The following is a 13276-nucleotide window of genomic DNA, read 5'->3' on the forward strand; positions in this document are numbered from 1 at the left end:
GCATCCAGGAGACCGCCGACGCCCTGGGCATCGACCGCAGCCACCTCTGGAAGAAGATGAAACGCTACGGCCTCGCCCCCGACGCCTGAGCCCCGAAGCCCCGCTCCCTCCGCCGCCCGGCCTTCCCACGAAGCGTCGGGCTTTTTTCTTTGCCGCCCACGCCCGCGCCATGTTGCACATGGGCAACATCGGGGGGGATTATGGTTGCGTTTACGCCACATTCAAGGGACAGAAGTTACCTTTGAGAAACTAAGGGGGGTGCATGTCAGAATGCACAAATATCCCACATCGAGATCATGCAATCCTTCAGAATTGTCGATATTGGCCTAAATAAGGGGCTTTGCCCCCGCGACATACGCTAAAAAGTGCAATTTGTCATACGCTCTACGGGATGTCCTGGTTAAATAGCTGATATACGTCTTCTGCAATACAAGCAGGTTTGCGAAAGAAGGCAATCTATGTGGCACAGAGCTTGTTATCGATCACATGACAGTTCCAACATTTTAGCAAAGGACTTTGTCATGAGAGCTTTTCTTCTTTGTCTAGCGCTATTCGTGATATCTGGGTGCGGTAGCCTTAAAAGTGTTTACACATCAACCATTGACCCGGGCTATACATCTTGGACTATTGCAATCACCGAAGCATGCAGCAACCCTCTCGACGTGACAGCATCTGCTCTCGAAAGATTAGAGTTTGATATTGCAGAAAGATCCTCAGGAGAACTGTCGACGGCGTTTCGCCGTGGAAGCAAGAGACAAGAACCGAAGAAAGGAGGCCTCTTAACTGCATTGAATAATTTACTAGATAAAGGAGCGACATAGTACGAGATCAAGATAAAGGCCAAATTACAATCTTCTAACTCTACTGATAACACTCGAATACTGATTTTCGAGACTAAAACAAGAGACCCGTTCAAAAACTCATCATATGAACGATCCAGGCATAATCCTCCCACCTGGACTTTTTGGCAAGATGACATCACAGAACTCAACAGAATAGTCAAAAGCAAATGCAATCCATAAGACCGACAGATACCATGCTAAGCACTCACATTCCTAACAAGTCATACATTCTAGCCCTGATACTCCCCCTAATCTTTGCAATTATCTCAGGGTGCGATATACTTCAGGAGCAATTAGATGATCAATTAATAGAGGGGACATGTACTCTGACATGCCCTGGCCCTGTAACTGTAACCGCTGAAAACATCCAAAAAGGTGCCTGCACGATTGCCCTACAGAACGTTAAGAAGGATGTAAGCCCTCAATGTACTTCAAATTTTTCGCCATACAATTCAAAAAATTAAAAATAAGGTAACAATATGTATCAGAATATTTATTATAAATTATTCACACTTCACTGTGTTAGGTATAATCTTGTCATTTCGATGTTATGCGCTATTTGTATAGCCGGATGCAACAAACCCGTGAATTCAACATCCTCACCAAGATTCTCGAACTCAATATCCTCAACATGGGCTACTCTGGATTCTACTAGTCGCCATGAATACCTCGACGTATCTCTAAAGCAGATTCGAGCAGGTTTATTTCTAAAGGCACTTCATGAAAGCGGGGAATTACCCGGCATTCCCCAGAACTGGCATGGAACTATAGAAATATATAATCCAAATTTCATCACGCATCCAGACCATTTTACCTTTAAGGCTACGATTGAAGAAGAAGATACAACTATTTATTTTTATTCGGTAAAAATTGACTCCCTCCTCAATGAGTGGGAAATCACTAAGGCATGGAGAATACATTCTGGGATCAACGAGCCCATAGGATTGCCAAAGCCTGCTGCACTGACTATCGCAAACGAACAGTCCGCCCTAGAATACCAAAGCAGTTTCGAGGATTTCGGTTACGATGATGAAAATTTCAAATCTATTATGGAAAACATTCTAGATTCTCTATCCACTCTAGACTCTCTATCCAATATAGAATCCCATTAAATCATAAATAACAAAATAATTTCCCAATATTGTTAATATGAGGTTTTTCTCTTGTGAAATAAGATTTCTGACTCCCTCACAATAGAGAGATTATGCAATGTCAACTCTGCCCCAAAAGGTGACAACGAACTTGAGATTCTGGCTTGGTGCATGTCAGAATGCACAAATATCCCGCACCGGGATCGTCCGATCCTTCAGGAATCGTCAATACTGGCCGAAAAAAGAGCTTTTCTCCACGCGACATACGCTAAAAAGTGCAATTTGTCATGCGCCCTTCTGGCTTGTAGCCGGGCTTCTTGTAGCTAATGCACATGCCCAACGACTCAACGAGACCAGTTGGTATGGGCCGGCACTGACGCATCACCAAGACACAGCCATCCTGGCCTGGACCGGGACTGACGACCATTTGAATGTCATGCAATCCTATGATGGAGTGAGTTGGGAAGCCGAAACCAGGCTGGCAGAACGGAGCAAGCATCCGCCAGCCCTGGCATCCCTGGGCCGGTATGTCTACATCGCATGGACCGGCACCGACAAGCACATTAACGTCATGCGCTCACGCGACGGGGTGGAATGGCGCACTAAGATTCGCCTGGATGAAGAAAGCGATCTCGAACCAGCTCTGGCCACCCTAAACGGTACACTCTATTTGATCTGGCGCGGACGCGGCAACAAAAAGATCAACATCCTGCAATCCGAAGACGGAATCGACTGGGAAAGCAAAACCCGACTCGAAGAAACTGCACAAGATCGCCCGGCCATTGCTGCACACAACGGACGCCTGTATATCTCCTGGACCGGCGTGGGGAACGGCAAACTCAACATCATGCGCTCGCGTGACGGGATAGAATGGCGCGCCAAGATCCGCCTTGACGAAGAAAGTGACGACGGTCCTGCCTTGTGTTCTTTTCGAGATCGTCTCTACCTGGCTTGGGTCGGACGCCGAAACGGCAAACTCAATGTCATGCGCTCCGAAGAAGGCGTCGACTGGAGTGGCAAAATTCGGCTTGATCAAACCACCAAGAAGTCACCCGCCATGGCTTCGTTCGGAGAGGTCCTTTTGGTCGGCTGGATCGGCGAGCACGATCATCGGATCAACATCGCACGCTCCGAGGACGGTGTCGACTTCTAACCGCCTTTTCGCCGACATTCATAGCTTTGCCCATACTCTTTCTACAAAATAGCCGACATCATTCATTATGAAATCCTCCCTGCCAGGTTACCTTTGTTTATACATATTGCTCTTCTTCTCCTTGATCGAATTAGCCTGTTCTGGTGCACCGGGAGAAGATGGAATGTCTTACATAGCCATCGATTGGGAGGAAAAACCTTCCTATTATACTGATGATAACCCATCGATTTCTGGGCAAATTAAAAAAGGTATATTTTACGAAACTACGCCCCAATTGGCCCATTTTGAATACGGTTATCAGGATGGTTATGGCTGGCGCGGAACCTATCAGATCATGTCCGGGGAGCCTGGCACGAAGGGTAAGGTATTCTGGCAAAAAGGCAAAGATGGGCAAGACAACTATTATACCTTGATCTTGTCTTATTACGGCTCTCGCTTCTCTAATGAATATCGAAAACAATCCCTGCCCAACTCGTTCACAACGGTCGTTCGGCAAGGAAATACCTATTTCGTCGTCACGTATACGCGCTTCCGGTATGCGCCCGGTCAGATCTCGCCGGCAAACAAATTGTCGAAATGAATACGCCCTCCATACTTCTACAATCGTGAATCAAGTCGATGAATCGCCGTAGCATTTTTCTCATTTACCTCTTCCTGCCCGGTATTCTCCTCCTGGCTGCCTGTGAAAGTTCTCCGACCGAGTTCGAGCGAGATACGGCCCCATTACTGGAGGAACAAGCCTTTGGAGAAGCAACCATTTCCAGAAAGACAAAGGTGCTGGCAGACTCGACCTTAGCCCTGCTTGCCTCCGTCTCTGACGATGGCACTACGTTTACCTTCAATCAAATGAACGCTACGCTGTCTTCGCTTTCCCCCGGCGATATTCTGATTAGTGGCGTAAGTACACTTACCCCCAATGGCGTGCTGCGTAAGGTCTCTCGTCTGGAATCACAGGGATCCGGCGTGCGCGTGCTGACGACGACGGCCACGCTCGAAGAGGGGTTGGTAAATGCAAGCATTGAGCTGTCCCAGGTCCTATCGCCCGATAATATTTCTGCGGGAAAGGCTCTCGTTCCCGGCGTCTCGTCGACTCGACGAGCAGGCAAGAACAACCATGCCGCTTTCGCCCTCGATATGTATAACGTCGTTGTGTATGATGGCGACGACAATGAAGAAACTACCAATGACCAAATTCGCGCTTCCGGGCGTATTGATTTCGAGCCCACCTTCACTTTCAATCTGTCAGTTTCCGATGGGCACTTGGAAGAACTCTCCTATTCGGTGTCCAATACGCTCACGGCTGAAATCAACCTCGACGCCACGCTCGACCTGGTCAACTTTGAGGGAGACATAGAGGTTTTCCGGTGGAACGTATCTCCGATCACCGTATGGGCGGGCTTTGTGCCCATCGTCATTACCCCTACCCTCGCCGTTCATGTCGGCGCTCAGGGACAGGTGACCATTGGCATGAGCACTGGCGCAACGGCAACCGCTACACTTACGGCCGGCGTCACCTATTCCAATAGACGGTGGACCCCGCTCAGCGACCTTACTACCGGCTTCCAGTTTCGATCTCCCACGGTATCGGCCACAGCGAATACCGAGGCCTACGCAGCGCCACATATTAGCTTTTTGGTTTATGGGATCGCGGGGCCCTATGCCAATATAAAAGGCTACTCCGAATTCAATGCCGACATCAATGCAAATCCCTGGTGGCAGTTGTTCGGAGGTATCAAAGTCGATGTAGGGGTTTTCATTGACATCTTCAGCCGGCGTATTGCCGAGTATTCGCAACCCGACCTGATCGACTATAAAAGGTTGCTGGCAGAGGCGCAAAATTCGTTCAATCGACCGGGTACCCTTTCCGGTAGCGTGCGCGATGCTGCCAGCCGAACAGCGTTGGCGGGCGTCAGCGTACAAGTGTATAATGGAAACCTAATCATGGCGGAAGGCCTGACGGAGAGCGATGGCACCTATACGATTCAGGTACCTCCTCACTTGGGATACCGCGTGCAGTTTTCCAGGACCGGATACCTGACAACCTCCTATGAAAATGTCGAAGTACTTGCCGATCAGACAACCTTTTTAGAGTCGGTCCTACAAATCGATGAGCGTCATTCTGGGCAGGGTGAGGTATCCGGCACCATTGTAAACGCCCTGGATGGGCAGCCTGTCGTTGGCCTTACAGTTCGACTTCGATCCGGTATTAACGCACGCCAAGGTAGCATTCTCCGTTCGACAAGCACAGATGGGAGCGGTCGTTATATTTTCAGTAACCTGAATGCCGGTCATTACACGGCAGAAGCAAGCAGTTCTGGATATAATACGACATATTTTACCATTGTCTCACTCGGAGGCCAGACCACTTCAGGGCAGAATGCGAGCATTACACCCCTCCTGAGCAGCGATGAAACGCGCATCATCCTTACCTGGGGGGAAAGCCCTAGAGACCTGGATTCCCACCTGACCGGCCCCCTACCTAACGGATCGCGATTCCACGTCTATTATGCAAATAGAATTGTAAATCAATATGCCAATCTCGACCTGGATGACACCGATGGCTTCGGCCCAGAAACGGTGACACTTTTCCAGGAAATCAATGGCTTATATCGATACTCTGTACATGATTTCACAAATAGTAATTCAATCTTTAGTGACTTCCTTAGTAATTCGGGTGCTATCGTCCGTGTCTATCGAGGAAACGACTTGGTTGCCACCTTCAATGTCCCCCCTAATCAGCCAGGAACATTATGGACAGTATTTGAAATGAATAGGGGTGTAATTACCCCGATAAACGACATGAGTTTTGAATCCCTTTCTTCGGGAGTTCGTAAAAACAGCAATTCCTATGACGGTGACATCATCCTGAAAATCCCACCCAAATGAAGTTCCAAGGCGTAAGTGATTCGGTATTAGCTTTGTTTTCAATGTCCGAGAAATTGTTCTTAAATACAACAAATTCAAAGTCTTTACCCCCCCTGCCAGACGGAGAAAGTGTAGTAACCCCTTGAAATCAAGCCACCAACTGTAGTTTTTGACGGTACTGTCTCGGACTGCGGGAGTCCAGGGCTTGGTGTGGCCGCTAGCGGTTGTACCAACGCAGCCAACGCGCGATTTCGCGGCGCGCTTCCACGAAGCTCTGGAAGCGATGCTGCCATACACACTCTTCTTTGAGACTGCGGAAGAAGCGCTCGATCATCCCGTTCTGCTTCGTCGTGTAAGGGGTGATGTACTCCTGATCCAGCCGGTAGAACCGACAGGCCTCACGGAAGCTCAGACTCTGGAAGATGAGCCCGTTGTCACTGCGGATCACCGGCGTTTGCCCTTGAGGTCGCGGCGTACCAAAGCGTTTGATACAGGCTTGCTCGACTGCACCTTCAGCTTCCTTGGTTCGGCCTCGCAAGGCGTACTCCCACCCGATGATCTCGCGGTCATGGCAGTCAATCACCGCCACCAGGTGGCCCCAGCCATCCCGGCCGCAAGCAATGTGCGTCACATCCATGGCCCAGCGCAGGTTACTGGCGCTAGCCTGACGCCAGCTCTTGCGTACTCTCGGGCGCGGCGTTGTCTTACGCTTTGTGCACTGCCAACCCCGTATTTGCATGATCCGCTGCACTTTCTTGCGATTCACACGGATGCCTTCCTTGAAGCGCAAAAGCGCCCAGATGCAGCGATAGCCGAAGGTGGGATGCGCCTGGATCAAGCAGTGACAACGGGTCGCTACCTCCTCATCGATGTCTCGTGATGCCGTGCATTAGGCCTGCTGCTAATAGACCTCGCTGAAACGACGACGATCTACCTCCAGCACATGGGCCAGTCTGCAGTGTGACGCATGGGGGACCATCTGCTTTATTCGTCCGAGTTCGTCGGTGCAAAAGGGGGGCGCAAGCCCTTCAGTTCGAGCGCTGTTTTGAGAATGCCATTATCCATCACCAGCTCACCCATCTTGCGTTGCAATTGCTTGACCTCCTCGCGGCGCATGGCCCCCTCACCACGTGGTCGAGTGCGCAGGTTGTTCTCCGCTCCAGCGAGAAAACGGTCGCGCCAGTCTTCGATCTCGACGACGCTGAGCCCGTGCTTACGCGCAGCTTCTTGGGCCGACGTTTCTCCTTGCAGGATGCTGAGAACGAGCATGCTGCGACGTTTGGTCGTCCAGCGCTTGATCGGTTCGTTGGGTAGTGGTTCCATGTGCTCACCTCGACGATGGGTTCATGATTGAACGTCGTGTTGGTGGGACATGATCTCAAGGGGTCAGTATAAGATGAGACCAACTATACCTGGCAGCTCTCCGACGCCGAGGATTTCTCGGTGATGCTTTTGCCGAATGCCGACCTCGACACCAACGTCGGCGCTTCGACCCTTTTCGAAGTCGATTATGGAACCCTTGCAGGGCTGCTCACCAACAACGGCGTTGATCCGTTTGGCTCGGTCACCTTGTTCCACCGGGTCGTCGCGTCGGACGGTCAGGCTCAGACGATGAGCAACACAGCCTCTATTACCCTGACACGCGGCTCCATCGTGGGTACCGAAGATGACGCAGATCTTCCCGAAGCCTACATGCTGCTCGGAAACTACCCGAACCCGTTCAACCCCGTCACGACGTTTCGCTTTGCCCTGCCTCAGCCCGACCACATCCGAATCGGCGTTTACGACATTCTTGGCCGGCAGGTCGCTACCCTGGCCGACGGCGTGTACCCGGCAGGCCGGCATTCCGTCCGTTGGGATGCCTCCGGCTTCGTCAGCGGCCTCTACTTCGTGCACATGACCGGAAGCGGCTTCATCAGCTCACGGACCGCCACTTTGCTCAAATGAGCCCGACTTTGGCCATCCCCTGCCCGGCCTTCCCACGAAGCGCCGGGCTTTTTCATACCCACGCCGCCCGTTCTCGGGTTTGCGCCAACCGGCGTGCATTTGCCGAACCCCCTTGCATATAAAGGATATATTTCCGAGTCTCAGGAAAGCATTTGCACCGTTCACAGCCCGATGAGATCATGCCCCCCTAGCTTTTCCTGCGCCGAAGCCGTCCCTTCCCTCTCTTCCCACCCATAAGGCTGAATCCGCGTGAAAAAACTCCGTATCGGCATTCTCGATCTCGTCACCCAGGCTCCGAAGCCTTCCCTCTATGGCCGCGTGATGAACGGCAACCTGGCCAGCATCATGCCGCAAGCCCTTGCCGTGTGGTGCGAAGAAGCGGGCCATACCGTGCACTTCGTCTGCTATACCGGGGTCGAAGACCTGACCCGGGAGCTGCCCGCAGACATGGATGTGCTGTTCATCGGCGCGTTCACACGGGCCGCACAGCTGTCTTACGCCATCAGCAACCTGTTCCGCCAACGCGGCGCGGTAACCGTACTGGGCGGGCCCCATGCCCGGTGCTACCCGGACGACGCCCGGAAATACTTCGACTACGTGCTGGGGTTCACCGACAAGAAGATCGTCGATGAGGTCCTGCGCGAATGCAGTCCCCACCGGCCGCTCGGCAGACGCCTCAGCGCTCCCCAACAACCCGGCTACCTGCCCGGCGTCCGGGAGCGCTGGAAGTTCCTCCTGCCCACGATCAACAAGACGGCGACGAGCTTCCGGATCGTGCCCATGATCGGAAGCCTGGGCTGCCCTTATACCTGTAGTTTCTGTATCGATTCGGTCGTCGACTACCAGCCGCTGAGCTACGACCAGATCCGCGAAGACCTGCAGTTCCTGCACCAGACCGTGAAAGACCCCATCGTCGGGTGGCACGACCCCAACTTCGGCATCCGGTTCGACGACTACCTCTCGGTGATCGAGGAGGCCGTCCCGCAGGGAAACATACGCTTCGTGGCCGAGAGCAGCCTCTCCCTGTTGTCCGAGAAGAACGTCAAGCGCCTGCGCGCGGCCGGCTTCCAGGCCATCCTGCCGGGCATCGAATCCTGGTACGACATGGGCAACAAGTCGAGAACGGGGAAGAAGCGGGCGCACGAGAAGATGGAACAGGTGGCCGAGCACGTCAACATGATCATGGAGCACATCCCCTACCTCCAGGCCAACTTCGTGCTGGGCCTCGACAGCGACGCGGGCGACGAGCCGTTCGAGTTGACCAAGCAGTTTCTGGACAAGTGCCCCGGCGCATTCCCGGCCTACTCGTTGCTCTCGGCCTTCGGCGAAGCCGCCCCCCTCAACCTCGAGTTCCAGCGCGAAGGACGGGTCATCGGCTTCCCGTTCCACTTCCTCAACAACAACCAGGCGATGAACGTCCGGCCCAAGAACTATTCGTGGCCCGACTTCTACGACCGCCTCATCGACCTGATGAAGTATTCCTTCTCCTGGAAGATGATCGGACGTCGGCTGAAGGCCAACCGGATGTTCATCCCCCGGTGGATGAACGTCGTGCGGTCCGTTTCCTCGGAAGGGTTCGGGCGGATCAAGTATCATACGATGTTGCGCCGCCTGATGGACACCGACCGCTCCGTGCGCCGCTTCATGGAACAGGAAACGGACGTCATCCCGGACTTTTACCTCAACATCATCAAGAAGGACCTGGGAGACTTCTGGGAGGTCTTGCCCGAAGGCGCGATCCGGCACGACCCGTATGCCTATCTCAAAAGGGAGCAAGAGGAGGAGTTGATCAAGCTACCGACCGTCTGAGGTCCGGTTGACCCGCTCAGAACAGTTCCGGACGCTTGCCTTTGATCGGCTCGAAGAAGGCCCGCATCTTTTCGACGTCGCCTTCGAGGTTGCCGGTGGCTTCGAAGCGCGGGCCGAGGACGACTACCTTCCGTTCGAAGTCGAGCGCGACGGCAAGGATGGGCACGTTCGCTGCGCGCGCGATGTTGTAAAAACCCGTCCGCCACTGCGCCACCTTCTTCCGCGTGCCCTCGGGCGAAAGGCCGAGCACGAACCGGTCGTGTGCCCGAAAGGCTTCGACCACCTGAGAGACGACGCCCTGCCGCGCGAAACGGTCCACGGGGATGCCGCCGAGTCTTCGGAGAACCCCGCCGAAAGGCCATCGAAAGATCGTGTGCTTGCCGAGCCAGTGCACGCGGAGGTCGAGCGCGAGCGCCGCCGCCATCGCCACCACGAAATCCCAGTTCGACGTGTGCGGAGCCACGATGATGATGAGCTTCGGAAGGTTCGGCGGCGCTCCCTCGAAGCGCCATCCCAAGAGCGCAAGCACAAACTTCCCGAACGCGCGAAGCCCTTTGCTACCCCGTCGGGGAAGGGCGTCGCCAAGGGCTGGAATATCCATTCAGGGCGCAACGTGTGGTGGAGAAAAGCCGCGAGAAGATACGGTTTCCAGACCGGGAAGTCAGGCGTCGAGGGTCGAGGCAGCCGGTTCGGCGGCCTTCCCGAACGGAATCACTGTGCGTCCGGGCCGAGGCGGACGACGTGCCGGAGGAGCGGCCATCCCACCCGGCGCGGCCGGGCCCATCACTGCCGGGCGGGAGCGCCGACGACGTCCCGGTAGACCCGCTCGACCTGCCGGCGGAGGTCCTCGAGCGAGCCGGTGTTCTCGATGACGTAGTCGGCGCGGCGGCGAAGCTCTGCGGGCGAAAGCTGGTGCGCCATGCGGGCGCGCACCTGTTCGGGCGTCACGCCGTCACGCGCGACGACGCGGCGCACCCGCTCGTCCTCGGGCGCATCCACCACGGCCACGGCGTCGAGGTGGCGGTCGCCTCCGGACTCGTAGATCAAGGCCGCCTCCTTGACGAGCAGCGGCGCGCCCTCCGCCTCGGCGACCCGCCTCGCCGCCTCGAACGCCTCATACACGCGCGGATGCACGATCCGGTTGATGCGCGCCACGTTGGCCGCGTCGCCGAACACTTTCCCGGCAAGGTACGCACGGTTCAGCCGCCCGCGTTCATCGTAGCTCTCCGGCCCGAAGGCCTCGACGATCTCGGCCCGCACCTCGGGGTCCGCCTCCATGAGCCGTTTCGCCTCGGCGTCGGCGTAGAACACCCGCGCGCCGAGCTCTTCGAGGATGCGGCAAACCGCCGTCTTGCCACTGCCGATGCCGCCGGTGACGCCTAAGGTTTTCATGGGAAACGCCGGAAGGTTGTGAAGGGTTGTGCAGCGCCGGGCCACACCGTGCGCGAGACGCTCTGCAAAATACGAAAACCGATGATCCGCCTTCCTTTACGAAGGCTCGGGGGGTCAGAAGACCCACAGCATCGACACGGCGAGGTTGGGGATGAGGGTTCGGACGCCGCGTCGTCCCGCGCGCCGGATGTGGTCGGCGAGGCCTTCGGGAAGGCCGCCATAGAGGCGCTGCCGCACGTGCTGTATCGTGAGCCAGCCGTCGAGGCGGAGGGCGGATTGTCGGCGCATGGGCCACTCGAGCGCGAACGTCGGGCCCACCTGTTCGATGCGCTCGCGACCGGGCCGGGTGATGGTGGTCGTCAGCGTGTTGCCCGCCTCGTCCCGGAGCGGATTGCCGGCGGCGTCCACGCGCGGGTAGCGGACGGTGGTGGCGCGGTCGAAGTCGCTCCGGATGAAGAACCGAAAACCGATCTCGGCGGCGACGCGTCGTCCGGTCCGCAGGCGCAGCCATCCGCTGTAGGTGCGGAGCGTGTCGAACGGGATTTCGGCGAACCGGTCGCTGAGGAAACGTCCGAGGCGAAGTTCACCCAGGCTTCCGGCGGCCCGCACCTGAACGCCCATGCCGAAATCGTGCGTCACGTCGAGGTTGTACCGCATCTCCCGCGCCGACTGATCCGTCGGACGGCGACCCGGGAGCACGAAGTCGTCCACGGTATAGGTGGCCCGCACTTCCGAACTGAGGCGCATACGCGTGCGCGGGGCGGGCGTCCACGTGACGGCCGGGCGGAGCCGGAGCGAGCGTTGCACGTTGTTCTCGGCGGAACGCGCAGCCCGGAGATAAACCGTGTGGAAATACGACCCGAAAAGCTGCACCTCGGCCTGGAAGTAGCGGCTCAGGCGAAGGAGCGCGCCGAAGGAACCGTTGTAGAAGACCTCGTCCCGGTCGTCGGGGTTGACCTCGGGGGTGTCGTGACGAAGGACGCTCGCCGAGCCGTCGAAGTTCACGGCGAGCAGGCGCGTGAGGTTGGCGCGGGCGCGCCCGAAGAGGGTGAGGTGCCCGCGATCGAAGTCGGCCTGACGAAGGAGGTCGCTTTTCTGGGCCGCCTGCGCGGTGGGCAACGCCTCCCGGTTGGCGAGGATGCGGCGTTCGACCTCTGCCCCGCCCCGAAGGCCGAGCCGCACCTCCGTATCCGGCGTCTCATAACGCACGCCCGTTTCGAGATCGAACGAGCGGCGTTTGAAGTCGGAGTCGAAAAAGAGCACGTCGGCGGGGGCGCGTAGGGTGCGGACGAATCGGCCGTTGACCGAGGCGTCGAGGCGCGTGAGCAGCCGGAGGCCCCGAAAAAGCGGCGTGTCGAGTTCGAGGGCGGCCGTGAGCGTGTCGCTCGTGGTGGCCTCCACGGTTTCGGAGAGACGGCCCGTCGGTGTGTTCCGGTTGAGGAAAGAGACGGCCTGATAGGCGTCGCGCCGGAAGGAAGAGAGGCGCACCTCGGAGGTAAAGCGCGTTCCTTCGAACGAGCGTTCGGCCCGCCCGCGGAGGCGCAGCGCCCGCGCCCGCCGGGGCGTGATCAACTGCCACGCTCCCTCGCCCTCGACGTGGATCCGATAGCCGTTGATGAGGGGCGGGGTCGCGCCGAGACGCAACCCGAAGGCCGGCCCCGCATCCGTCCGGAGGGGCGCTTCCCGGCCCGCCTCGATCAACGCGCCGGGCCGCTGATCCCACGCCGCGCCCGCCATCGGCTCCACCCACACGTACGGACGCGGCGCAAACCGAAGCCCCGCATATACGGCCTGGCTGAAGACACGGCTGAGGCTGAACCAGGCCGCCTCGCCGTGGAACCGAAGCGCGAAGCGAGGACCCACCGGGCGCCCCGCCCGCCATACGAGCCGGTTCTCGTCCCGAAAGCTGAGCTCGTCCGCGAACAGGATGAAAGCGTCCGAAGAAAAACGGTTCGTCAGGGCTACGTCCCACATACCGAAGCGCTGGTCCAACCGGAGGTCGGCGCTCCATCGATAGCGGTTCACGTCGCGTTCGAAGCCTGCCGAGAATTGCCGGACCGGCTGGGCCTGCACAACCGGGAGCACGCAGGAGCACACCAAAAACGCCACAAGTGCGGCAAATCCGCCTCGCATTTTCGCATTCGTGCTCCCGTGCTCCACAATGCTCCCGTCGTCCA

Annotated in this window: 12 protein-coding genes; 7 read left to right on the forward strand and 5 right to left on the reverse strand. The window is 56.8% G+C overall.

The features are described from left to right. Positions 1 to 2 precede the first annotated feature (2 nt). The 5 genes from AC1HIY_RS03420 to AC1HIY_RS03440 all read left to right on the forward strand — a co-directional run bounded on the left by AC1HIY_RS03420 (position 3) and on the right by AC1HIY_RS03440 (position 5972). Positions 3 to 89: a helix-turn-helix domain-containing protein gene (locus tag AC1HIY_RS03420; protein ID WP_479575354.1), complete on the forward strand. Its 87-nt coding sequence runs from the start codon at positions 3 to 5 to the stop codon at positions 87 to 89. Between the two features lie 1337 nt (positions 90 to 1426). After that, positions 1427 to 1954 carry a hypothetical protein gene (locus AC1HIY_RS03425; RefSeq protein WP_479575306.1) on the forward strand — a complete coding sequence of 176 codons (528 nt, stop codon included), beginning with the start codon at positions 1427 to 1429 and terminating at the stop codon, positions 1952 to 1954. 97 nt (positions 1955 to 2051) lie between these two features. Further along, entirely contained in the window at positions 2052 to 3086 is a 1035-nt protein-coding gene (locus tag AC1HIY_RS03430; RefSeq protein WP_479575307.1) for a hypothetical protein, read from the forward strand. Between the two features lie 67 nt (positions 3087 to 3153). After that, complete coding sequence (locus tag AC1HIY_RS03435; protein WP_479575308.1) at positions 3154 to 3666, forward strand: hypothetical protein; 513 nt, start codon at positions 3154 to 3156, stop codon at positions 3664 to 3666. A gap of 38 nt (positions 3667 to 3704) precedes the next feature. Continuing rightward, positions 3705 to 5972, forward strand: coding sequence for a carboxypeptidase regulatory-like domain-containing protein (locus tag AC1HIY_RS03440; RefSeq protein WP_479575309.1), 2268 nt, complete (start codon positions 3705 to 3707; stop codon positions 5970 to 5972). A 196-nt stretch (positions 5973 to 6168) separates the two neighbouring features. Here AC1HIY_RS03440 and AC1HIY_RS03445 read toward each other — a convergent pair whose 3' ends face one another. Beyond that, positions 6169 to 6822 (reverse strand): IS3 family transposase, encoded by a 654-nt coding sequence (locus AC1HIY_RS03445; protein ID WP_479575355.1) that lies wholly within the window; start codon positions 6820 to 6822, stop codon positions 6169 to 6171. Positions 6823 to 6935: 113 nt separating this feature from the next. Then, complete coding sequence (locus tag AC1HIY_RS03450) at positions 6936 to 7274, reverse strand: transposase (RefSeq protein ID WP_479575310.1); 339 nt, start codon at positions 7272 to 7274, stop codon at positions 6936 to 6938. A gap of 123 nt (positions 7275 to 7397) precedes the next feature. On the opposite strand from AC1HIY_RS03450, the gene AC1HIY_RS03455 reads away from it, so the two are divergent. Then, entirely contained in the window at positions 7398 to 7898 is a 501-nt protein-coding gene (locus AC1HIY_RS03455) for a T9SS type A sorting domain-containing protein (protein ID WP_479575356.1), read from the forward strand. Between the two features lie 249 nt (positions 7899 to 8147). Continuing rightward, positions 8148 to 9707: a B12-binding domain-containing radical SAM protein gene (locus tag AC1HIY_RS03460; protein WP_479575311.1), complete on the forward strand. Its 1560-nt coding sequence runs from the start codon at positions 8148 to 8150 to the stop codon at positions 9705 to 9707. Positions 9708 to 9723: 16 nt separating this feature from the next. Here the strand turns inward: AC1HIY_RS03460 and AC1HIY_RS03465 are convergent, their stop codons facing one another. From AC1HIY_RS03465 to AC1HIY_RS03475, 3 genes are all read right to left on the reverse strand, one after another. Beyond that, on the reverse strand, positions 9724 to 10236 hold the full coding sequence (locus AC1HIY_RS03465) for a lysophospholipid acyltransferase family protein (RefSeq protein ID WP_479575312.1): 513 nt from the start codon (positions 10234 to 10236) through the stop codon (positions 9724 to 9726). 254 nt (positions 10237 to 10490) lie between these two features. Continuing rightward, the gene (gene coaE, locus AC1HIY_RS03470; protein ID WP_479575313.1) at positions 10491 to 11099 is read right to left on the reverse strand and encodes a dephospho-CoA kinase; all 609 of its coding nucleotides are present in this window, start codon (positions 11097 to 11099) and stop codon (positions 10491 to 10493) included. A 114-nt stretch (positions 11100 to 11213) separates the two neighbouring features. Next, positions 11214 to 13184 (reverse strand): hypothetical protein, encoded by a 1971-nt coding sequence (locus AC1HIY_RS03475; RefSeq protein WP_479575314.1) that lies wholly within the window; start codon positions 13182 to 13184, stop codon positions 11214 to 11216. Positions 13185 to 13276 lie beyond the last annotated feature (92 nt).

Source organism: Rhodocaloribacter sp., from assembly GCF_056451265.1.

Bases quoted from the DNA above. Each gene is read 5' to 3' on its own strand.
- AC1HIY_RS03430 (WP_479575307.1), top strand. From the start codon at position 2,052: ATGTCAACTCTGCCCCAAAAGGTGACAACGAACTTGAGATTCTGGCTT.
- AC1HIY_RS03435 (WP_479575308.1), top strand. From the start codon at position 3,154: ATGAAATCCTCCCTGCCAGGTTACCTTTGTTTATACATATTGCTCTTC.
- AC1HIY_RS03440 (WP_479575309.1), top strand. From the start codon at position 3,705: ATGAATCGCCGTAGCATTTTTCTCATTTACCTCTTCCTGCCCGGTATT.
- AC1HIY_RS03450 (WP_479575310.1), bottom strand. From the start codon at position 7,274: ATGGAACCACTACCCAACGAACCGATCAAGCGCTGGACGACCAAACGT.
- AC1HIY_RS03455 (WP_479575356.1), top strand. From the start codon at position 7,398: ATGCTTTTGCCGAATGCCGACCTCGACACCAACGTCGGCGCTTCGACC.
- coaE (WP_479575313.1), bottom strand. From the start codon at position 11,099: ATGAAAACCTTAGGCGTCACCGGCGGCATCGGCAGTGGCAAGACGGCG.